This is a genomic window from Candidatus Thiodiazotropha sp. AKAK2, from assembly GCF_058244685.1.
In genome coordinates this window covers 62,702-84,345 of sequence record NZ_JBSYOP010000008.1, presented here as the reverse complement: position 1 = coordinate 84,345, position 21,644 = coordinate 62,702, and the positions used below count along the sequence as shown (strand labels likewise).

Below are 21,644 nucleotides of genomic sequence, written 5' to 3'. Positions count from 1 at the left end.
GAATGAGCAGCTAAAAATGGCGCAACAATAACTGAGTAGTTAGCTTGGTTTTAATCGAATCAAAATTTAGAAAATTGTCTAAATAAATTAGTTAAATAACTGATATATATTTAATTAATAATTGCTTTATTTTGTGTGTATCAATTTTGCAACAGTATTGGTTTATGTGTCTTTTTTGCAAAAAAAGGCTTGCAATTTGGAATTTCGTTGTCTAATATCTGCATCGTAGTCAATTTTTCTACCCATCAATTCTTCGGAGTTAACTCAAATGAAAAAAGTACTTTCTTTGGCAATCGCTGCTGCTCTGGTAGCACCTGCTGCAGCCATGGCTGATGCCACTATCTACGGTAAAGTTCGTCAGTCTCTCGACATCGTAGATTTCTCTGATGCAGGCGGCGACGACGAAATTCAGATCAACAACCGTACCTCCCGTCTTGGCGTTAAGGGTTCTGAAGATCTGGGCAACGGTCTGACCGGTGTTTACAAAATTGAATACGGCGTGAACATCTCTACCAACGTTGGCGGCAACGAATTTGCTGGTAACGGTGCTCTGGGCGCTCGTAACGCTTTCGTCGGCCTGGCTGGCGGTTTCGGTACTGTTGTTCTGGGTCGTCACGACACCCCTCTGAAAATCTCCACCGGTTCTCTGGACTACTTCGGTGACACCGCTGTTGATAACAACCTGGGCTACACCGAAGATCTGCTCGATCTGCGTGCTGACGGTACCCTGGCTTACATCTCACCTGCAATGGGCGGCCTGACCGCTGCTGTTGCTCTGGTTCCTGGTGAGAACACTACTTCAGTTGAAGGCGAAGAGGCTGATGGCCTGACCGACGCTTACTCTCTGGCTCTGATGTACTCTAACTTCGGTGTATTCGCTTCTGTTGCATTGGAAGTAGCTACCCCTGAGACCACTGTTCATCCTGCTACCTCTGGTGATGATCACGAGAACGTACGTCTTGGTCTTGGTTACAGCCACGACATGTTCAAAGTTGGTCTGATCTACGACACCATCGAGAACGGTGTTGACGATTCCACCAGTATCATGGTGAACGGTTCTGTGAAAGCCGGCCCTGGTAACGTCAAAGCTAAATACTTCAAAGTTGACTCTGACGACTCCACCGCCAACCTGTTCCGTACCGGCAGCCACGATGGTTTCGGTTTCGGTTACGACTACAACCTGAGCAAGCGTACCCAGGTTGCTGCTTACTACGTAAACTCTGAGATGGATGACAGCGGCGACAAATCAAGCGTTGTCAGCTTCCAGGTCAACCACAACTTCTAATAGTTGTTAGAACTGGTTGTATCGAAAAGCGGGGCTCAATGAGCCCCGCTTTTTTTTTGCCTTCGTTTTATCAGAGGCTCGATTTGATAGTTTGATGAAGGATCAAGGTGGGTTGCCGTTCTGGCGTGATCCTTTTCTGGGCTGGCTGAGTGAATTCACTGTCCGGCTTGCCTCTGTCCCACAGTAATCTGCCTGTCGTTTATGCCTGTAGAGGAATAACCGATGGGTTCTCCTCTAATCGGCTGGCTTAGCTGAATCGGCAGGCAGACGAGATCTGTGGCTTATTTCGGCTCGACAGTTTTAGCCCCATCCTCAGTTCCCAGAATCAACACATCCGCGCCGCGTAAGGCAAATATGCCTGTTGTCACAACGCCGGCGATGGCATTGATCTGTTGCTCCATCTCTCTCGGCTTCATGATTTCAAGGTTGTGAACATCCAGGATGACATTACCGTTGTCTGTGGTGAATCCTTCACGCCAAACCGGTGTGCCGCCCAGTTTAACAAGCTGTCGGGCAACATGGCTTCTGGCCATGGGGATGACCTCGACCGGCAGTGGGAAGGTGCCGAGCATATCAACCAGCTTGCTCTGATCCGCGATACAGACAAATTTTTTGCTCGCACCGGCAATGATCTTTTCCCGGGTCAGGGCGCCGCCGCCGCCCTTGATGAGATTGAGGTAGTGGTCTGATTCATCCGCACCATCGATGTAGACTTCCAGGTCGCCAGTCGAGTTGAGGTCCAATACGGGTATGCCGTGCTGTTTCAGGCGTTCTGTCGAGGCCTCTGAGCTGGAGACTGTGCCTTCAATTTTGCCTTTGATTGTGGCCAGGCAGTCGATAAAGTGGTTGACTGTGGAGCCGGTTCCGACGCCAATGATTCCGCCTGTTACGTACGCCAAGGCAGCTTCTGCGGCCTGTTTTTTTAGTTCATCTGCATTCATTTGATCCCTCCGTCTACGATAGTTCTGTACACTGAGTTGTCTCTGGTCGTTTTGGTGTCTGTTATTCGCTTATACCATACCGGTTTGCGGTATGGGCCGTGCAAAGTATCCAAAAAGAGATAGAGTCAGCCTGACAGATTGGTTTTTTTGTTCGGTTTTTACCGGCAGTGGGTAATAATACCCACGGAAGTAGAGAAAGTCAGTTGTTATCGGATTGTTAATTGGGATCAGCCAATGCCCTTGCCATATATAGAAAAGATTCTCCGCGCGCGCGTTTATGATGTTGCCCGCGAGACCCCGTTGAGCCACATCAGCTTGTTGTCGGCCCGTTTGGATAACCAGATCTATCTGAAACGGGAGGATATGCAGCCGGTATTCTCCTTCAAACTTCGCGGCGCCTATAACAAGATGATCAATCTCAGTGAAGAGAAGCGTAGCCGGGGGGTTATTGCCGCGTCAGCGGGTAATCATGCGCAGGGCGTGGCGCTGGCAGCTCAACGCTTGAAGATCCAGGCGCTGATTGTGATGCCGAAGACAACACCGCTGATCAAAGTGAAATCTGTGAGGAATTTTGGGGCAAAGATTGTCCTGGCCGGAGACTCCTATGATGAGGCCTTTGTCCGTTCCCAGGAGTTGGCCAAGGAGCAGGATTTGACCTTTATCCATCCATTTGACGATCCCGAGGTGATTGCGGGTCAGGGCACAATTGGAATGGAGATTTTAAGACAGCATCCGACACCGCCAGAAGCTGTTTTCATTCCAGTCGGAGGTGGTGGCTTGATTGCTGGTATTGGAGCCTATATCAAGTATGTCTATCCACAGGTGAAGATCATTGGCGTAGAGCCTGAGGATGCACCATCCCTCTATACGGCATTGAAAGCCAAACGCAGGGTCAAGCTTAAACAGGTAGGAATCTTTGCAGATGGCGTTGCTGTGAGGCAGGTTGGTAAAGAGACCTATCGATTGGCACGCAAGGTTGTGGATGAGGTTGTGCTGGTCAATACCGATGAGATCTGCGCCGCGATCAAAGATATATATGACGATACACGAACTACTGCGGAGCCTGCCGGTGCCCTCTCTGTTGCCGGCTTGAAGCATTATGTAAAGCGGGAGGGTTGCCAGGGCAAGGATCTGATTGCCATTAACAGTGGTGCAAATATCAATTTTGACCGCTTAAGGCATGTTGCGGAGCGAGCTGAATTTGGTGAACGTAGGGAGGCTTTGTTTGCTGTGCAGATTCCTGAGCAGCCCGGTAGCTTTCTACGTTTTTGTCAGTTGATCGGTAAACGCAGCATAACGGAGTTTAACTATCGTTATTGCAATGCGGTAAAAGCCCAGATCTTTGTCGGCATCGAACTGAGTGGTGGTGACAAGGAGCGGGAGTCCCTGTTTCAGCGTTTTCAGGCTAAAGGCTATTCGATTATCGATATGACCGACAATGAGACCGCAAAGCTGCATATACGATATATGGTAGGTGGCCATGCGCAGGGTATTGAAGATGAGAGCCTGATACGTTTTGAGTTTCCGGAGAGGCCTGGGGCGCTACTCTACTTTCTAAGTCATCTGGGTAAGGAGTGGAACATCAGTCTGTTTCACTACCGTAATCATGGTGCCGCCTATGGGCGTGTGCTGATGGGGATCCAGGTGCCGTCAGGTGAAAAGGGGGATTTTTTGCGTAAATTGAAGAGGTTGGAGTATGTCTACTGGGACGAGACAGACAACCCTGCATACAGATTGTTTGCAGGTGCCAGTACAGACTGACTAGGTTGCAGGGTGTAAACAACAAACCCCGCAATGCGGGGTTTGTCGTTTCTGAGCCAGTCTTAAGAAGCAGCCTTTTTCTTTCTAGGGGTTACTTTCCTAGGGCGGGCTGGCCTCTTTTTAGCAGCCGCCTTCTTTTTGGCTGCCTTTTTCTTGGTGGCTTTTTTCTTAGCGACCTTTTTCTTGGCTGCCTTCTTTTTAGCAACCTTTTTCTTGGCTACCTTCTTTTTGGTTGCCTTCTTCTTAGCAACCTTCTTCTTGGCGACCTTTTTCTTGGTTGCCTTCTTCTTAGTAACCTTCTTCTTGGCTACCTTCTTTTTGGTTGCCTTCTTCTTAACAACCCGCTTCTTGGTAGCTCTCTTTTTCGCTGCTACCTTCTTCTTGGTTGCCTTTTTCTTCGTAGCAACTCTCTTCTTAGTTGCCACCTTCTTTTTGGCAGCTCTCTTCTTAACAGCTACCTTCTTGGTTGTGGTTGCACGCTTCGCTGTTGCCTTCTTTTTGGCGGCTTTTTTCTTCGCCATATATATTTCCTCCCAGAAGAACTACCTAATAGATGAACTGAGTATAATTCAGCTTTAAAAAAAATCCAGAAGATAACGCATTCTTTTGCTAATTAATTCAACTTGTTGGTACTTATCATGGTGAGTTAAGTGTTTTTTAGCGAGTTCAGATCAAAATCGTGATCAGATTTGTACCATCATCTCATTTATTGAAGTTGGTTTGATTGAAGCTTTCAGTCTGCTTTTGAACTCTGAGTACGAGTGAAATGGATCTTATGATATGTATTTAATGAATCAGTTTCCGCTGTCAAAAATACTTCAATCGGATCGATGATTACAACGTATCAGTATGGATGATAGCTGTCTGTAACGAATATGATCGTCAAAGCGTCTCATGGCTTTGATTGCCTGGATCATCCTAGGGCCTGTTAACACGAATCCTATACGCCTTGCTGGGCGCAATAACAGACCCAGCGCCGAATGGCGCTTACTTAAGCAAGACCTCATAGCATCCAATATATCAAAGGGCTTTGGTGGGGCAGGGCCCCACCCTACTGTTGAGTTCTGGGTGTAGGGTGGAGCCCTGCCCCACCAAATAACGCTTAAGTAAGCACCATTTGCCTCAGCCCCCTCTTTTAGATAACTCATAGGAGGGGGTGTGCTTGGAGAAGCGCCATGAATCATTGTTCGTCACTCATTTGGAGCATTGGAGCAATCAAATTACTCTCTTTGTGTCTTGATTGGTGCTTTTTCAGACGCATCAGGGCGCATTGGTTTCGTGTTAACAGGCTCTAGAACTGGTAAAGGTGCGACTCTGTTATTACGCTATCCAGTGGAATATCCCAAGGATTGGTGTTTATGAGCGGTCGGTGTTGGAGATTATGCGCCAGCCCTACCATGGTTGGACCCGTTAGATGTGACCGTTGCAGTTTGAAGGCAAATGTACGGTCATAGAAGCCACCTCCCATACCCATACGATGTCCATGATCGTCAAATGCCACCAGTGGTACAAAGACCATATCGAGTGACCATGGTTTGATCAGCTTCCGGTGCACTACGGCAGGCTCAGGAATACCGAACCGGTTCAACTTGAGTTTGGCCTGGTGCGTATAGGGTGCAAACCAGAGACCAATGGAAGCATCTTGCCTGAGGATTGGCAGGTAGGGGGTTTTTCCACTCCTCAGTGCTTCTTCAAGCAGTGGTTTCGGATCAATTTCACCGCTGACCGCATGATAGAAGGCAATACGTCTGCTCTGTCTGAAAGGTTTGTAGTTTTTTGCATGGTCCAGCAGTTGCAGACTGTGCTGTTTACATGTCTGTCGGCTGAGTTGGCGGCGTTGAGCCTTGATCTGTTGGCGGAGTTGTGCGGTCTGCATCATTATTAATCCGGTATCCAAATAGTTTGCTTTCAGGGCTTCAAGCCTGTCCTTGATCAAGGCGTGGCTCGCAGAGAAGGGTTGTTCCCTTGTCAAGAGCCACTACGCCGAGCAAGGGCAGGCTTGAAGCCCCTAATATTTTGAATATGATTATGATAGGCCGCATCGAGCCTGCCAGCAGACTTCGTTATCAAAACTTGCTGTAGGGGCGCTACAGCGGCGTTTTGATGCCTCGCTGCAGGCAGGCTCAATGCGGCTGAAAGTAAACTATTTGGATACCGGGTTAATAACTGTTGAGGTGACGCCCCCGTTTGTGCCGTCGCGTGCCTTTGTTCTTGAACCAGAGGGTTCAAGTGGGAACAACAGTAGTACCTCAGGCTTTCCGCATGAAAACGGACATGCACACCGGTATTAGCATTATGTTCCCAGGGTAGCTATTAGGCTCAAGAAAATACCCGGGCTGCTAACGTGCACCACAGGGGAGTCACAACTTAAGGCTAAACCTATTTTGTTAAACCGGCAACTAAAACTGTCAACTTCATTGCGATGCACAAAGGATGGCAATTCAATTCCAAATTTAAGATTGGCCAGGGAAACAGCGCAGGCTCTCTTTTTAAATCAGAATGTTAGGGGTATCTGTGTCACCTTGATCCAGGTTGCAGTCATTCTTTGGAGCGCCTCAATATCCCTATGTTTACCAGGTGCTCGGCCTAGCCACGGTACACTACGGGTGTGAAGGCTCGCAGGAGGCCGGTGGTGCCTGTGGATGGATGCTTAAAGCTCCAACTGATTGGTCGAATTGAGGGCGATCTCAATCTTCTCTTGAAGGGTTTTGATCCGGCGGGTGATGTTCTGTGAACCATCTTCCTTGGTTTTCTGGCTCAGCAGTAAGTCGTTGGCAATATTCAGAGCGGTCATTACAGCGATGCGTTCGGTTCCGATGATCCGCCCGGCCTGACGGATCTCGCGCATTTGGCCATCCACAAAAGCCGCAGCCTGTAACAGTGATTCACGCTCATCCGGTTGACAGGATATACGGTATTCCTTGTCGAGAATTGAGACGGTTACAGGCAGGGTGTTGCTTTTCACTGGGGTGTTTCCATGGATTTGAGACGGGTTATCATGGCTTCGACGCGAGTTCTTGCCAGCTCGGTTTTCTCGATCAATGCCGCTCTTTCAGCAACAAGGTTATCCTGCCTCATGCGGAGGGACTTGTTTTCGTCTTTGAGGTAGGAGCAGGCGCGAATCAGCTCCTCAACCCGGACTTCGAGTGCCTGGAGATCCAGTTCGGTTGGGTTTTGTGTCTCTTTTTCTGTCATGGGCATCAATATAGTGGGCAGTTTGTGGTGGGTCAATCTCTATAACTGCATGAAATGATTCGAATCTGTAAACACTGCACCTCTATCGGCAGATTCTAACGGAAATTAATGGTTATCGGTGCGGCATCTCTCAAGCTGTCCTGATTCTGTGCTCTCGTTAAGCCGCTCAGCGCTTATTGCGGAGTCGTCATACTGTGGCCGATGGCTTAATAACAATGGGCTATAAGGCCTGGTTCCTTTCAGAAGCAGCGGTTTGTGATTGGCGATTCGCCCGTCCCCGGCTGATTTTGAGGCTCCTTCCGCATCACTCATGATAGGTCCATCATTTAAAATTAGATGTTTAGCAACTTCAAGAGAAGCTGTTTAGCTTTTGTCCTTGTTGCCAAGAGTATCACTTTTTCATGGTCGTCAGCGCTATAGCCTTTGCTGATCAGTAGTCGTTGGTGGTGATTTGATCCGACAACATCAGTAAATATGTAGGGATTCTGTTGTTCAGCGGTTCCCGGGTTGCTAAAAACTCGGCTGGCGGATTGTAGCTGGAAACGACATACTTGGATCAATCGATTCTGAATTGAGAGGCATCTAAGAGATAAAATGTTAACAACGGATCAAATGCCCGAGTACCAACGCCTCGAGAAGCTGCTGGGCACGATGAGTGCCGATATGGGGGCAAGTGAGCTGCATGGTGTCATCAGTGGATTGATTTGCGCTGGTTCTGCCGAGGCGTCGGTGGATTGGATTGCAGCCTTTATAGAGGCCTGGCCGGAGGGAGATCTGCTGGCCCAGGAAACCCGGGAATTGATCGGGCAACTGTACTACGCTGCCAGGCATCAGATAACACAGGAAGAGCTTACATTCATGCCTTTACTTCCTGAGGATGATGAAGCCATTTCCATCAGGGCCAAAGCGTTGAGCGAATGGTGTGTAGGGTATCTGTATGGACTTGGTCTGGCCGGTGTGACCGAACAGATGCTGTCGGGGGATTCTAAAGAGGCGATTCAGGACTTAGCGCATTTTACCCGTTTAGATTACGCGCAGCTCGAGTCTGGTGAAGCGACTGAGGTGGCCTATGTGGAGTTACAGGAATTTTTGAAGGTCGTCACGCTGCTGATGTGGGAGGAGCTATTCGAGATACGGGGGGAATCGAATGCAGATGAGTGAATTCAAGCGCCGTCGTCGCGAGCTGATGCGAATGATGGGGCCTGGCAGTATTGCGATTTTACCAACTGCGCCACTCCTGATCCGTAACCGGGATGTCCACTTTCCCTACCGGCCGGATAGCGATTTTTTCTACCTGACCGGTTTTCCTGAACCTGAGGCGGTTCTGGTTTTGATACCTGGTCGTAAACAGGCCGAGTATATACTGTTCAACCGGGAGTCGGATCCGGTAAAGGAGCTCTGGGATGGGGCGCGTGCAGGACAGGAAGGTGCTTGTGAAAAGTATGCTGCCGATGACTCATTTCCGATTGGTGATCTGGATGATATTTTGCCGCGCATGCTGGAGCAGTGTGAGCGAATATTCTATGTTATGGGCTGCAATCCGAAATTCGACAAACGGCTGTCTGAATGGATCAATGCGATTCGATGTGAATCGCGCAGTGGTGCCCAAGGGCCGGTTGAGATTATTGCGCTTGATCACTATCTGCATGAGATGAGGCTTTACAAGAGTCGCTCTGAGTTGAAAATTATGCGGCAGGCCGCACGTATTTCAGCAAAAGCACATAAAAGAGTCATGCAGAGTTGTAAGCCGGGTGTCTGGGAGTATCAGCTCGAAGCCGAGTTTGTCAGGGAGTGCAGTCATCAAGGTGGTCGGGCGCAAGCTTATCCACCGATTGTCGGTGCGGGCGCCAATGCCTGTACCCTGCACTACATCGACAACAACTGCCAGACTCAGTCAAAACAGATGCTGCTCATCGATGCCGGTTGTGAGTATGACTACTATGCCTCAGACATTACCCGCAGTTATCCGGTAAACGGTCGATTTTCAGAGCCGCAGCGTCAACTCTATGAGCTGGTATTGGCTGCCCAGGATGCGGCAATCGAAAAGGTCAAACCGGGTAACCACTGGAATGATCCCCACGATGCAGCGGTCAGGACAATTACCCGTGGCTTGATCAAGCTGGGAATCATCAAGGGGACACTGGCAAAATCGATACGTGAAGAAAAATATAAACCCTACTTTCCTCATCGTACCGGTCACTGGCTGGGTATGGATGTCCATGATGTTGGGGATTACAAGGTGGATGGGGCCTGGAGATTGTTCGAGCCTGGCATGGCGTTAACCATCGAACCCGGTCTCTATATTCCAACCGGTAGTAAGGGGGTTGCGAAGAAGTGGTGGAATATCGGGATCCGTATTGAGGATGATGTGGTTGTCACCAAGGAGGGTTGTGAAGTGTTGACCAAAGATGTTCCAAAGCGTGTTGCAGAGATTGAATCTTTAATGGCCTCAGTATGATTGATCAACAGGATATTCTGATAGTTGGCGGAGGTATGGTCGGGGCCAGTCTGGCTCATGCCTTGAGTGGACATGGTTATAACATCGGTGTGATTGAGTCCTGGCCTCTGAGTTCCTCCGGTCAGCCCAGCTATGATGACCGGGTTATTGCGCTCTCCTGGGGCAGTCGCCTGATTCTTCAGGCGATGGGCGTCTGGCAAGGTATCGAAACGGTTGCTCAACCGATTCTGGATATTCATATCTCGGATCGGGGGCACTTCGGTTTCACTCGATTGAATCACCGCGAGGAAGGGGTCGATGCCTTGGGCTATGTGGTCACGGCCAGATCGCTGGGAATTGCGTTGTTGAGTGAACTTGATCAACGCCAGGATGTGCAATTGGTCTGTCCTGCACAGTTGAAGAGTTTTGCTGTTTCAGACAACGGCGTAGAGGCAAGGGTCGAGCAGGATGGTCGTGAGCAACGCATCAATGCCCGCTTGCTGGTCGCTGCCGACGGTGGGGATTCACTGGTCCGTCGCTTTCTGTCGATTCCTCTGAAAGAGAAAAGCTACGGGCAGACGGCAATAATCGCCAATCTCAGTTGTGATCGCGCCCATCAATCCGTCGCCTATGAGCGCTTCACCGATACCGGTCCCTTAGCCCTGCTGCCGATGACCGATGAGCGTCTCTCTATGGTATGGACGGCTGAAGATCATCAGGTAGCGGAGTTGATGGGGCTGAGTGATCAGGTCTTTCTGGACCGCTTACAGGATCGCTTTGGTTACCGGCTGGGCAGATTGGAGCGGTTGGGTAAGCGGGTGGCCTACCCATTGCGACTGCGTCAGGCTGCCGAGCAGGTCAGGTCGCGCATTGCCTTGATCGGGAATGCGGCTCATGCGATACATCCGGTAACCGGGCAGGGATTCAATCTTGGATTGCGGGATGCTGCTGGATTGGCGGATCTGCTGGTTGAGGCGGCGAAGCATGGTCAGGACCCAGGAGATCTTGAACTGCTGAATGAGTATCGGCAATGGCGAGAGAGGGATCAGAATCGGGTGGCTGCAATTACCGACAGTCTGGCGCGCTTGTTTGCAAACCCGTTCGGGCCTCTGCGACTCATGCGAAACCTTGGCTTGGTAGGCCTCGATCTGATGCCTGGACTCAAACATCAGGTTGCCAGGCAGTTCATGGGCCTGAATGGACGATTATCAAAACTGGGCAGAGGAGTATCACTATGACGAATTCCCCAACCACTGTCGACCTGCTGATTGTTGGTGGCGGGATGGTCGGTAGTGCTTTGGCATGTGCCATGGCGGAGGCCGGCTTTGAGGTTACGGTCATTGATGTCAGGGAACCTGCTAGAAGCTGGCCCGAGGAAGAGGTTGATCTGAGAGTTTCCGCATTGACCCGGGCCTCGCAACGTATTCTTGAAAACCTGCAGGCCTGGCCTCGGATGGTTGAAATGCGGGTCAGTCCCTATGACAAGATGGAAGTATGGGATGCCGGAGGTAACGGCCGGATACATTTCAGTGCCGCTGAGATCGGTGAGATGGATCTGGGGCATATTGTGGAAAATCGGGTGACCCAGCTGGCCCTTTGGGAGTGCCTGGAATCCTATCCCAACGTTCAATTGCGCTTTCCGGAAAGAGTCAGCAATCTGCTGTTGGGGGAGTCGCCGGAGGTTGTCTTGCAAAGTGGAGAGCGGTTGACCGCCAAGCTGGTTGTCGCGGCCGATGGTCGGGACTCTGAGATCAGACATCTGGCCGGAATCGACACCCGGGGTTGGGAGTATGATCAACACGCCATTGTGGCCACCATTACTCCGCAGCGGTTTCACGATAATACCGCCCGCCAGCGCTTCATGAGTTCCGGGCCACTCGCCCTGTTACCGATTGAAGATGGCCGCTGTTCCATTGTCTGGTCCACCAGTCCGACCCATGGTGAGTCATTGATGTCGCTGGATGATGCGGCTTTTTGTCAGCAGCTGACCCAGGCCAGTGAAGCGGTTTTGGGCTCGATTCAGGCGATTGGCCCCAGAGGTCTGTTTCCGCTGCGACTCGAACATGCGGATACCTATATTCAGCCTGGTCTGGCGCTTATCGGTGATGCGGCCCATGCCATGCATCCACTGGCGGGGCAGGGGGTTAATCTGGGCCTGATGGATGCCATGACCCTGGCTGATGTTTTGACCGAGGCGGGTGCGGCTGGCAGGTCGATCGGATCGATGGCCACACTGCGTCGCTATGAGCGGGCCAGGAAGGGGGCAAATATCGCTATGCTGGGCGCTATGGATGGCTTTAAGCGGTTGTTTAGCAACGAAGTGCCACCGCTGCGCATGATCCGAAACCTCGGTTTGAATCTTGCCGACCGTTCCGGGTTTGTGAAACACCAGATCATGCGACGTGCGATGGGAATGACCGGTGACAGGCCGAGGCTGGCGCGCTGATCATCAGCCTGGAATCCGCAATTCAGCTGACAGATTATGAGGTTTTTGCGGATTGGCAACAGCCCGGTAGAAGAGTATAGTCATTTCTCGATCCACCCCCGTGGGAGAGAGCGGCTCAAAGCCGACGCCGAAGGCGCAAACCCGCCCGGAATCGCTCAGGCAAAAGGACCGTGGGGAGAAGCCAAGTAAACTCAATTAGGCTTAGGTCGACTCTGGAGAGTGGTGTAACAACACCCACCGACGGGGCAGGCGCGCAGCAGGTTGCCTAATGACCTTGTATGCATGCGCCAAACTCTCAGGTTTTGGACAGAGGGGCGGCGCGGATGGTCTCATCCGCGCCGCCCTTTTTTGTATGTAACCTGAACCCGTGGGTTCATGGCGAGTGCAGAGTGTAAGATATTGGTTTCCCAGTGGAATCAAAAAATCTTAGCTTCACCCATAGGTTAAGTGGGCATTTTTTGAGCCGCTGGGGAAGCAATAGCTTGCGCTATGTACCGTCATGAACTCACGGATTCAGGTTTAAACCGGGAGAAGGTTAATGAACAAACAGACCGTCCTCTATCCCAAGCATCAACAGATGGGAGCCAAGCTGGTTCCCTTTGGTGGCTGGGATATGCCTCTACATTATGGTTCCCAGCTTCAGGAACACCATCAGGTGCGTCAGGATGCGGGTATGTTCGATGTTTCACATATGACCGTGGTCGATCTGCAGGGACCTGGGGTCAAATCCTATCTGCGCCATCTGCTGGCCAACGATATCGACCGCTTGAAGAATCAGGGCAAAGCGCTCTACTCCTGTATGCTCAATGAACAGGGTGGTGTTGTGGATGACCTGATCGTCTACTATCTGGGTGACGAGTGGTACCGCATGGTGGTGAATGCGGGCACCACTGAGAAAGATCTGGCTTGGATGGAGAAGCAGTCTGCCGGATTTGAACTGAAGCTCACCCCACGGCGTGACCTGGCGATGATTGCGGTACAGGGGCCGAATGCCAAATCAAAGACCCTGCCGCTACTCTCGGAAAAATTACAGCAGGCTGGTGAGTTGAAGCCGTTCAATGCGCTGGCCGATGGAGACTGGTTTGTCGCCAGTACAGGTTATACCGGTGAGGATGGCTTCGAAATCATGGTGCCTGGCGATCGGGCTGCAGACTTCTGGCAGGCACTGAGTGATGCGGGAGTCGCCCCTTGTGGTCTGGGTGCCAGGGATACCCTGCGCCTTGAGGCGGGTATGAATCTCTATGGTACCGACATGGATGAAACAATCTCCCCACTGGAGGCAGGACTCGCCTGGACCGTGGCCTGGGAGCCAGAGGAGCGGCAATTCATCGGTCGCGAACCGTTGGAAGCTCAGCGCAAGGATCCACAGAAAAAGAAATTCATCGGTCTGGTCTTGACCGGGCGAGGGGTGCTGCGTAACCATTTGAAACTGTTTAGCGGAGAGCAGGAGATTGGTGAGATTACCTCAGGTGGCTTTTCACCCACCCTGGAGCGATCCATCGCTTTTGCTCGTGTATCGCCTGATGTTGGAGAGCGCTGTGATGTTGAGATTCGCGGCAAACGGGTTCCGGCACAGGTGGTGAAACCACCTTTCGCACGTCAGGGTAAAGCTGTCCTGGCGCTGTAACAATCGATCAATATATTCTAAAGGATAGTCACATGAGTAATGCACCTACCGACCGTCGTTATGCGAAATCCCACGAATGGATTAAAGATGAAGGTGACGGCAGTCTGACCATCGGAATTACAGATCATGCGCAGGAGCTGCTGGGTGATCTGGTGTTTGTCGACCTACCGGAAGTCGGTCAGTCACTTGATGCCGGGGGCGATTGCGCGGTTGTAGAATCGGTCAAAGCGGCCTCGGATGTCTACAGTCCGGTAAGCGGTGAAGTGATCGCGATTAACGATCTTCTGGATGGCGCGCCCGAGACAATTAACGAAGATGCCTTCGGTGATGGCTGGATGTTTAAAGTCAAAGCATCCGATATGTCTGAGCTGAACGGCCTGTTGGATGCTGAGGGCTATGATGCCCTGGTGGCTGAGGAAGAGTAGGACGCCGGGTTTTAATACAAGCGATTGATGAGGCGGATATGCCATTTATCCCACACACAGAAGATGATATTCAGGAGATGCTTGCGACCATCGGGGTCGACAGTATCGATGACCTGTTTGATGAAATTCCAACTGAGCTTCGCTGCGGAGAGTTACAGGAGATTCCCCCGGGATTACCTGAGATGGAAGTGGCTAGTTTGATGCAGAGTCGTGCCAATACCGATGGCCAGCCACTCTGTTTCATTGGCGCGGGAGCCTATGATCACCATATCCCGGCCGCGGTGTGGGAGTTGACCACCAGGGGTGAGTTCTACACGGCCTATACCCCCTATCAGGCGGAGGCCAGTCAGGGTACTTTGCAGCTGTTGTATGAGTTTCAGTCAATGATGACCGGACTGACCGCAATGGATGTCTCCAATGCGTCTCTCTATGATGGTGCCTCAGCCTTGGCCGAGGCCATATTGATGGCGGTAAGAGGTAATCGTAAATCCAAATCGAAACGGATTCTGTTACCAGGCAATCTGCATCCGCACTATCGTCGGGTGGCCCACAGCATTGTCCGCAATCAGAAGATCGAACTGGTTGAAGTGGCTTATGACAAGTCGACCGGTCAGGTCGATATGGCGGAGCTGGAGAAGCACGCCGGCGAGGATTTCGCCGCACTGGTGATACCCCAGCCCAACTTTTTCGGTGTCCTGGAAGCGGCCGATGAGTTGACCGACTGGGCTCATCGAAATGGCATGCTGGCGATCGCTGTTGTCAATCCATTGGCCATGTCACTGCTCAAGCCGGCTGGTGAATGGGGTGGGCAGGGTGCCGATATCTGTTGTGGTGAAGGTCAGCCCTTGGGGGCTCCACTAGCCTCAGGCGGCCCCTATTTCGGTTTCCTCTGCTGCACCGACAAGCTGGTGCGACAGATGCCTGGGCGGATTATCGGCAAGACGGTGGATATGGATGGCAAGCCGGGTTACGCCTTGACCTTGCAGGCCCGTGAGCAACACATCCGTCGCTCGAAGGCGACTTCAAACATCTGCACCAATCAGGGGCTGATGGTCACGGCGGCCACCATCCATATGTCCATTATGGGGGCTGAAGGCTTGCAGCGGGTTGCCGCCACTTCCCATGCCAATACTCAGAAACTCTCTCAGGCACTAACCAGTCTGCCTGGGGTGGAGCCGCTCTTCAGCGGGGCGGTCTTCCATGAGCAGGTGATGAAATTGCCGATCGAAACGGCGAATGCACTGGGCCTGCTGGCAGCTGATGACGTGCTCGGTGGATTCAATCTGCAGGATGACTACCCGGAGCTGGGTGATGCCGTATTGGTCTGTGCGACTGAATTGCGCAGTGATGATGATATTGAAAACTATCGGGGTAAGCTGGAGCGGGTGATTCAATCACAAGCCCAGACGCCTTCTCAGTAGTAACCGGATTGGTGAGTTATGATTTACGATCATTCGCGAAAAGGTAGACGAGCCACTGCACAGGCTCCATTGGAAAAACCTGAGCTGACAGGGATTCCTGCTGAGATGGTGCGTACCAGTCGGCCCAATCTGCCAGAGGTTTCAGAGATGCAGGCGGTCAGACACTTTACCCGTCTGTCGCAGAAGAATTTCTCAATCGATACACACTTCTATCCATTGGGTTCCTGCACCATGAAGTATAACCCCAGGGCATGCAATACCCTGGCGAGTCTGCCTGGGCTACAGTCTCGGCATCCGCTGGCTCCGGATACCCACAGCCAGGGTTTCATGGCCTGTCTCTATGAGCTGCAGGAGATCCTGAAAAACGTTACCGGTATGCATGCGGTCTCGCTCTCACCAGCGGCGGGTGCCCAGGGTGAGTTTGCCGGCGTGGCGATGATTCGGGCCTATCACGATGCCCGGGGGGATGATCAACGTACAGAGATTCTGGTACCAGATGCGGCCCATGGCACCAACCCCGCGTCAGCGGTGATGTGCGGTTACAAAGCCCGGGAAATTCCCACCGGAGCGGATGGGGATATCGATGTGGAGGCGCTGCAAGCGGCATTGGGCCCGCAAACAGCCGGTATCATGCTGACCAACCCCTCTACGGTTGGCGTCTTCGAACGACGCATCAAACAGATTGCCAGCATGGTGCATGAGGCCGGTGGGCTGCTCTATTATGATGGCGCCAATCTGAACGCGATCCTCGGTAAGGTTCGCCCGGGTGACATGGGGTTTGATGTGATTCATATGAATCTGCATAAGACCTTTTCAACACCTCATGGTGGTGGTGGCCCGGGCGCGGGTCCGGTGGGTGTCAGTGAGCGCCTGGAGCCCTATCTGCCTGTACCCATGGTTGACTATGATGGTCAGGACTACCGTTGGCTGAGCGAAAAGGATCGACCGAATACCATTGGTCGACTGTCCGCCTTTGCCGGTAATGCGGGTGTGTTGTTGCGTGCCTATGTCTACGCGCGTCTACTGGGTCGTGAAGGTATGCATCGGGTATCCGAGTTTTCCACACTGAATGCCAACTATCTGCTGAAGCGTTTGATGGAGGCCGGTTTCGATGCCGCCTATCCGGAGAGGCGGGCCAGTCATGAATTTATCCTGACCCTGAAGAAGCAGGCCAAGGAGCTGGATGTGAATACCATGGATTTCGCCAAACGCATGCTCGATTATGGTGTGCACGCTCCCACCACCTACTTCCCGCTGCTGGTACCGGAGTGTCTACTGGTGGAGCCAACGGAATCCGAGGCCAAAGAGGAGCTGGATCAGTTTGTCGACATCATGCGCACCATCAAGCAGGAAGCTGAGAATCAGCCGGACCTGGTGAAGCAGGCACCCCATACCATGCCCGTCAAACGCCTGGATGATGTGCGCGCGGCTCGGGAGCTGGATCTGGCTTATAAAGCTGGGGATTGATTGTGCAGGATTGTGGCGCCGCGAATGGACGCCAATCAGCGTGAATCTTTCACCAATGTTATCTGTGGCGTTGCTCTCGTCACGATGACATTGTGTTGACACCTTCAGCTTTGGATCGCTGTACAATACCCACCTTTGTAACAGTTTAAGGATAAGAGGCAGCTATGTCGGCTTTGATCTGCGGTTCATTCGCATTCGATACCATTATGGTCTTTCATGATCATTTCAAACACCACATCCTTCCGGAGCAAGTACATATTCTGAATGTCTCCTTCCTGGTTCCGGATATGCGACGGGAGTTTGGTGGATGCGCCGGGAACATTGCTTACAATCTGAAAATGCTCGGCGGGCAGGGTAAACCGGTTGGCACGGTCGGTGACGATTTCGAACCCTATGCGAAATGGATGGATGAGTGTGGTGTCAGCCGGGATCATATTCAAGTGGTTCCCGGCAGCTATACCGCTCAAGCTTATATCACCACCGACAAAGACGATAATCAGATCACCGCCTTCCACCCTGGTGCAATGAACCAGGCTCACGAGATCAATGTCTCAAAAATTGATGATTGTACGTTGGGTATGGTCTCACCAGACGGCAGGCAGGGCATGTTGGACCATGCCGAACAGTTTGCCGAATCCGGCGTGCCTTTCATTTTTGACCCTGGTCAAGGCATGCCGATGTTCGATGGCGATAGTCTGCTGAAGTTTGCTGAGCAGGCTACCTGGATGGCGTTCAACGACTATGAAGCGATGCTGATGCAGGAGAGAACCGGCAAGAGTCTGAAGCAGTTGGCTGAGATGGTGGAAGCTGTCATTGTCACCCGGGGAGCTGAGGGATCAGAGATCATTGCCCGGGACGCATCATTTCAGATTCCCAATGCGCCGGTGAAAGCAGTGGTTGATCCTACTGGATGTGGTGATGCTTACCGGGCGGGGCTGATCTATGGCCTGATGAACGACATGGACTGGCAGACCACCGGTCGAATTGCCTCTTTGATGGGGGCGATCAAGGTTGAGCAGGCCGGGACACAAAACCATATCGTCTCTACCGAGTCCTTTGCTCATCGATTTGAAAAAGCGTTTGATTATCGGTTTTGAACTCTTGGTTCAATCCCTACTGAACCCACTGGGTTCGGGTTAACAGATTCCTAGGAGAGGTAAGAGATGAGTGATTGTGATCGCCATCAACCATCATTGAAACCTGTGGGTGAGGCATTGGCGTTGCTGCTGTCGCAGGCAAAATCTGTTACTGAGAAAGAGTCGGTGCCACTCAACCAGGCGCTGGGCAGAGTGTTGGCCGAGCCGGTTAAAAGTCAGGTCGATGTGCCTCCCTGGGATAACAGTGCGATGGATGGTTATGCTGTCAATTCCGCGGACCTGTCCGCTGACAAAGAGTATCTGACCATCGATCAGCGGATTGCCGCAGGCTCAGTGGGTAAGCCCCTCACTCCCGGAACTGCAGCCCGTATCTTTACCGGCGCCCCAGTGCCACCCGGTGCGGATGTGGTCGTGATCCAGGAGGTTTGCGAGGCAGACGGGGATCGTTTGACCATCAAGGAAAAGCCGGCCGCTGGAGCGAATATTAGAAGCGCTGGTGAGGATATCCTGCAGGGAGAGGTGATTCTGAAACCGGGGTTGCGGCTCGCACCACAACATCTTGGACTGGCGGCATCCGTGGGGGTGGCTGAGTTGTCGGTATACCGCAAATTGAAGGTGGCGCTGTTTTCCAGTGGGGACGAACTGGTGATGCCGGGTAATCCACTCGGCTCTGGTCAGATCTACAACTCCAATCAATTCACTCTGACCGGGCTGTTACAACAACTGGGTTGTGAAACCCTTGAAATGGGTATAGTCGAGGATACCTTTGAGGCGACTTGCGATGCTCTGCGACAGGGGGCCGAAGAGGCTGACCTGGTACTGGCCTCGGGTGGGGTGTCAGTGGGGGAAGAGGATCATGTGAAGCCTGCCGTGGAGAGCCTGGGTTCATTGGACTTATGGAAAATAGCCAGCCGTCCGGGAAAACCTGTGGCTTTTGGACATATCAAAGGTACTCCGTTTCTCGGCTCTCCAGGAAATCCCGTTTCCCTGTTCGTCACCTTCACGATCTTCGGCAGGCCATTCATAAAAAAGATGCAGGGTCTGACCACAGGCATTCAGCCGATCTCCCGCAAGGTTGTGGCGGGTTTCGAAAAGGCGGCAACCGACAAGCGTCAGGAGTATGCCCGTGGCCAGCTGGAGATCGATGAGCAGGGACGTGAAGTGGTCAGGTTGTATTCCAATCGATCCTCCGGTGTCTTAACCTCAGTCGCCTGGGCGAATGGATTGGCTGTGTTACCCCCATTGACGGCAATAAAGCCTGGTGATTTTGTGGACTTTATTCCTTACAGTGAATTGATCAGCTGATTTCGACTCTAAACCCTTTAGAGTTTACATCTGATATGCTTGCCATTAGGGTCGCTCAGGATTCCTGGTAATCGGCCCTGAGACGATAGGGATGAGGGCGGGCCGGATGATTCCCGACAATATCAAACCTATTTCAGAGACTTCGGTCTGCGTGAGGATTTCCGCATGGTTCAACTACGTTTGTTTGCAAGATTCAGAGAAGAGCTGGGTGTCGATTCGGAACAGATGGAATCGGATGATCTCCGCTGCGTTGACGATCTGCTCAGCCGATTACGCCAACGGGGTGGTGCCTGGTCGAGACTGTTGTCGGAGGACCAACGGATCATGATGGCGGTGAACCAGGAGATGGCCAATCCACAGACGCCTCTGCAGGCGGGTGATGAGGTTGCCTTGTTTCCACCGGTAACCGGAGGCTGATGCATGGTTACCATCCGGGTGGATTCCGAACCGTTCGATCCAAACCATGAAGTGGACCTGTTGCGGGGAGAGGATCCTGCCATTGGTGCGGTCGTCTCTTTTATCGGTTTGATGCGAGATCTCAACGAGGGTGACCGGGTCGACACGATGTTTCTTGAACACTACCCCGGTATGACGGAGAACGCCCTGGAGCAGATCGTGAAACTTGCCTTTGAACGTTGGCAGCTACAAGGCTGCCGGGTTGTGCACCGGGTTGGTGAGTTAAAGCCAACCGACCCCATCGTCTTGGTTGCTGTGGCTTCAGCCCACCGTAAAGAGGCGTTTCAGGCTTGTGAGTTCATCATCGATTATTTGAAGACGCAGGCGCCATTCTGGAAAAAAGAGGCAACCGAAAATGGCGAACGATGGGTTGATGCCCGCGACAGTGATGACGAGGCCATCCGTCAATGGTCCCAGGAGGCCAATGATCGATAGCCGGGAGTAGAGTGGCCGGGCCCTAACAATGGCATCAGTTTGATTCAGGATTGAAGAGCTGGAGAAGCTCAATGTACAGAACCCAATGGTTGTTGACTGGATTGCTCTTGCTGCCCCAATCAGCCTTCGCCTACGATACCGTGGTGGGCGCCAGGCTGGGTTCATTGGGCTTCGGCATTGAAGCGGGCTATGGCCTGACTGAACAGTTCAAAGCTCGGCTGGGTTTCAATCGATACGACTTCGGTTTTGATGCCAAGGTGGATGGGGTTGAATACGATCTCGATCTGCAGTGGCGGAGCCTCTCTCTGGTTGCCGATTGGCACCCGTTCAAATCCAAATCCTCTTTTCGCTTCACCGCCGGTGTTTTTCGCAACAACAACGAAATCAGCGGTTCTGCCGGTGCTGAAAACCTGACGATCGGCGATACCGTCTATCCTGGGGTAGGTTTGGATGCGGTTGTGGGTTTCAGGTCCTATGCACCCTACCTGGGTGTAGGCTGGGATACCGGTGCCTATAAGCAGCAGGGTTGGGGGTTCAATGTGGATCTGGGGGTCCTCTATCAGGGAGCCGGTAGCGTCGACCTGGTACCGACAGGCGCCCTGGCTGAGCTGGTTGATCCAAACGATGTTAGATTGGAAGAGCAGCGATTTGAGGATGATATCGAGGATTACCGCTACTACCCGGTCTTCTCTTTCGGTTTCTCTTACCGTTTTTGAGCCGCCGGATTAGTCAGTTTCAACAGATTCCGGCAGGCGAGGGGAAATTTACCCGGTTATCTGCCGAGTCTGATTTCTGTCTGAAAAGGGGGGAATGAAAAAGCCGGGATGTACCGCACTCATCCCAGCTGGAGATCAGGAAGCTGAGCTACTTCTTGTTCGAGTGAAGCAGAACCTGCTCGAAGATGTTGCGTTTGATTCTGCTGCGAATCGGTTCCGGCAGATTGTGCCAGGCTTTGGCCACTTCAATGGATTCGTCATCCATCACGGAGGAAGTGCTCTCCCCGAACATCAGCCAGGCTGGATTGACATCCAAAACCTGAGCGATTTCATCAATTTTTCTCGGGCGCAGGCTTTTTCCGTTTTCAATCTTTTGAATGACGGCTTGATTGGTGCCGGCGCGTAGAGCCAGTTCCTCTTGCGTCCAGCCTCTTTCCCGTCTTTTTCTGCGTAGTCTAGAGCCTAGAGTATCCATTTCCCGCGGTATATAGGTTTCAAATTTCTGTGCGTGTACGTAGCTCATTGTCCTTCCCGTTGGATGCCTAAAGGTTGTTGCATCGTCTTGTATCTGGTAGCGGCGCATCGAACGAAAACTTGACACTCCTAATTTGTCCGTCACAACGCCTGTGA

The 21,644-nt window shown here is 52.1% G+C and carries 21 protein-coding genes, 1 other RNA gene and 2 riboswitches; of the genes, 15 read left to right on the top strand and 7 right to left on the bottom strand.

Annotation, left to right across the window (positions count from 1 at the left end; genetic code table 11):
• Positions 1-268: 268 nt before the first annotated feature.
• Positions 269-1,285, top strand: a complete 1,017-nt coding sequence (locus AC4IE8_RS02565) for a porin (protein ID WP_068989537.1) — start codon at positions 269-271, stop codon at positions 1,283-1,285.
• 281 nt (positions 1,286-1,566) lie between these two features.
• Here AC4IE8_RS02565 and rpiA read toward each other — a convergent pair whose 3' ends face one another.
• A complete protein-coding gene (gene rpiA / locus AC4IE8_RS02560) occupies positions 1,567-2,226 on the bottom strand; it encodes a ribose-5-phosphate isomerase RpiA (protein WP_068989540.1) in 660 nt (219 codons plus the stop codon).
• A 234-nt stretch (positions 2,227-2,460) separates the two neighbouring features.
• Here rpiA and ilvA point away from each other — a divergent pair, with 234 nt between their 5' ends.
• Positions 2,461-3,987: a threonine ammonia-lyase, biosynthetic gene (gene ilvA / locus AC4IE8_RS02555; RefSeq protein ID WP_068989543.1), complete on the top strand. Its 1,527-nt coding sequence runs from the start codon at positions 2,461-2,463 to the stop codon at positions 3,985-3,987.
• Between the two features lie 62 nt (positions 3,988-4,049).
• Here ilvA and AC4IE8_RS02550 read toward each other — a convergent pair whose 3' ends face one another.
• The 5 genes from AC4IE8_RS02550 to AC4IE8_RS02530 all read right to left on the bottom strand — a co-directional run bounded on the left by AC4IE8_RS02550 (position 4,050) and on the right by AC4IE8_RS02530 (position 7,182).
• Positions 4,050-4,508 carry a hypothetical protein gene (locus AC4IE8_RS02550; RefSeq protein ID WP_083225999.1) on the bottom strand — a complete coding sequence of 153 codons (459 nt, stop codon included), beginning with the start codon at positions 4,506-4,508 and terminating at the stop codon, positions 4,050-4,052.
• Between the two features lie 770 nt (positions 4,509-5,278).
• Positions 5,279-5,959, bottom strand: coding sequence for a 5-formyltetrahydrofolate cyclo-ligase (locus AC4IE8_RS02545; protein WP_490790239.1), 681 nt, complete (start codon positions 5,957-5,959; stop codon positions 5,279-5,281).
• A 204-nt stretch (positions 5,960-6,163) separates the two neighbouring features.
• Positions 6,164-6,348: non-coding RNA, 6S RNA (gene ssrS / locus AC4IE8_RS02540), on the bottom strand.
• Positions 6,349-6,637: 289 nt separating this feature from the next.
• Positions 6,638-6,952, bottom strand: coding sequence for a cell division protein ZapA (locus AC4IE8_RS02535; RefSeq protein WP_068989550.1), 315 nt, complete (start codon positions 6,950-6,952; stop codon positions 6,638-6,640).
• Positions 6,949-7,182: a TIGR02449 family protein gene (locus tag AC4IE8_RS02530; RefSeq protein WP_068991590.1), complete on the bottom strand. Its 234-nt coding sequence runs from the start codon at positions 7,180-7,182 to the stop codon at positions 6,949-6,951. The genes AC4IE8_RS02535 and AC4IE8_RS02530 overlap by 4 nt, the downstream gene beginning before the upstream one ends.
• A 594-nt stretch (positions 7,183-7,776) precedes the next feature.
• Here AC4IE8_RS02530 and AC4IE8_RS02525 point away from each other — a divergent pair.
• The 13 genes from AC4IE8_RS02525 to AC4IE8_RS02465 all read left to right on the top strand — a co-directional run bounded on the left by AC4IE8_RS02525 (position 7,777) and on the right by AC4IE8_RS02465 (position 21,014).
• The gene (locus AC4IE8_RS02525; protein ID WP_068989553.1) at positions 7,777-8,343 is read left to right on the top strand and encodes a UPF0149 family protein; all 567 of its coding nucleotides are present in this window, start codon (positions 7,777-7,779) and stop codon (positions 8,341-8,343) included.
• Complete coding sequence (pepP, locus tag AC4IE8_RS02520; RefSeq protein WP_490790238.1) at positions 8,330-9,640, top strand: Xaa-Pro aminopeptidase; 1,311 nt, start codon at positions 8,330-8,332, stop codon at positions 9,638-9,640. Before AC4IE8_RS02525 ends, pepP begins: the two co-directional genes overlap by 14 nt.
• Entirely contained in the window at positions 9,637-10,857 is a 1,221-nt protein-coding gene (ubiH, locus tag AC4IE8_RS02515; protein ID WP_490790237.1) for a 2-octaprenyl-6-methoxyphenyl hydroxylase, read from the top strand. The genes pepP and ubiH overlap by 4 nt, the downstream gene beginning before the upstream one ends.
• A complete protein-coding gene (locus AC4IE8_RS02510; RefSeq protein WP_068989562.1) occupies positions 10,854-12,065 on the top strand; it encodes a UbiH/UbiF/VisC/COQ6 family ubiquinone biosynthesis hydroxylase in 1,212 nt (403 codons plus the stop codon). Before ubiH ends, AC4IE8_RS02510 begins: the two co-directional genes overlap by 4 nt.
• 91 nt (positions 12,066-12,156) lie before the next feature.
• A riboswitch (glycine riboswitch) is annotated at positions 12,157-12,246 on the top strand.
• Positions 12,247-12,267: 21 nt separating this feature from the next.
• A riboswitch (glycine riboswitch) is annotated at positions 12,268-12,385 on the top strand.
• 218 nt (positions 12,386-12,603) lie between these two features.
• Positions 12,604-13,692: a glycine cleavage system aminomethyltransferase GcvT gene (gcvT, locus tag AC4IE8_RS02505; RefSeq protein ID WP_490790236.1), complete on the top strand. Its 1,089-nt coding sequence runs from the start codon at positions 12,604-12,606 to the stop codon at positions 13,690-13,692.
• Positions 13,693-13,724: 32 nt separating this feature from the next.
• Complete coding sequence (gene gcvH, locus AC4IE8_RS02500) at positions 13,725-14,117, top strand: glycine cleavage system protein GcvH (RefSeq protein WP_490790235.1); 393 nt, start codon at positions 13,725-13,727, stop codon at positions 14,115-14,117.
• A gap of 38 nt (positions 14,118-14,155) precedes the next feature.
• Complete coding sequence (gcvPA, locus tag AC4IE8_RS02495; protein ID WP_068989570.1) at positions 14,156-15,538, top strand: aminomethyl-transferring glycine dehydrogenase subunit GcvPA; 1,383 nt, start codon at positions 14,156-14,158, stop codon at positions 15,536-15,538.
• An 18-nt stretch (positions 15,539-15,556) separates the two neighbouring features.
• The gene (gene gcvPB, locus AC4IE8_RS02490) at positions 15,557-17,005 is read left to right on the top strand and encodes an aminomethyl-transferring glycine dehydrogenase subunit GcvPB (RefSeq protein ID WP_068989573.1); all 1,449 of its coding nucleotides are present in this window, start codon (positions 15,557-15,559) and stop codon (positions 17,003-17,005) included.
• Between the two features lie 164 nt (positions 17,006-17,169).
• Entirely contained in the window at positions 17,170-18,102 is a 933-nt protein-coding gene (locus AC4IE8_RS02485) for a carbohydrate kinase family protein (RefSeq protein WP_490790234.1), read from the top strand.
• Between the two features lie 66 nt (positions 18,103-18,168).
• Positions 18,169-19,407: a molybdopterin molybdotransferase MoeA gene (locus AC4IE8_RS02480; RefSeq protein ID WP_490790233.1), complete on the top strand. Its 1,239-nt coding sequence runs from the start codon at positions 18,169-18,171 to the stop codon at positions 19,405-19,407.
• 165 nt (positions 19,408-19,572) lie between these two features.
• Positions 19,573-19,824, top strand: coding sequence for a molybdopterin converting factor subunit 1 (gene moaD / locus AC4IE8_RS02475; RefSeq protein ID WP_068989585.1), 252 nt, complete (start codon positions 19,573-19,575; stop codon positions 19,822-19,824).
• Positions 19,825-19,827: 3 nt separating this feature from the next.
• Positions 19,828-20,298 carry a molybdopterin synthase catalytic subunit MoaE gene (gene moaE, locus AC4IE8_RS02470; protein WP_068989588.1) on the top strand — a complete coding sequence of 157 codons (471 nt, stop codon included), beginning with the start codon at positions 19,828-19,830 and terminating at the stop codon, positions 20,296-20,298.
• A gap of 71 nt (positions 20,299-20,369) precedes the next feature.
• Positions 20,370-21,014, top strand: coding sequence for a hypothetical protein (locus AC4IE8_RS02465; protein WP_068989589.1), 645 nt, complete (start codon positions 20,370-20,372; stop codon positions 21,012-21,014).
• Positions 21,015-21,162: 148 nt separating this feature from the next.
• Here the strand turns inward: AC4IE8_RS02465 and AC4IE8_RS02460 are convergent, their stop codons facing one another.
• Positions 21,163-21,537 (bottom strand): helix-turn-helix domain-containing protein, encoded by a 375-nt coding sequence (locus AC4IE8_RS02460; RefSeq protein ID WP_068989591.1) that lies wholly within the window; start codon positions 21,535-21,537, stop codon positions 21,163-21,165.
• Positions 21,538-21,644: the final 107 nt, after the last annotated feature.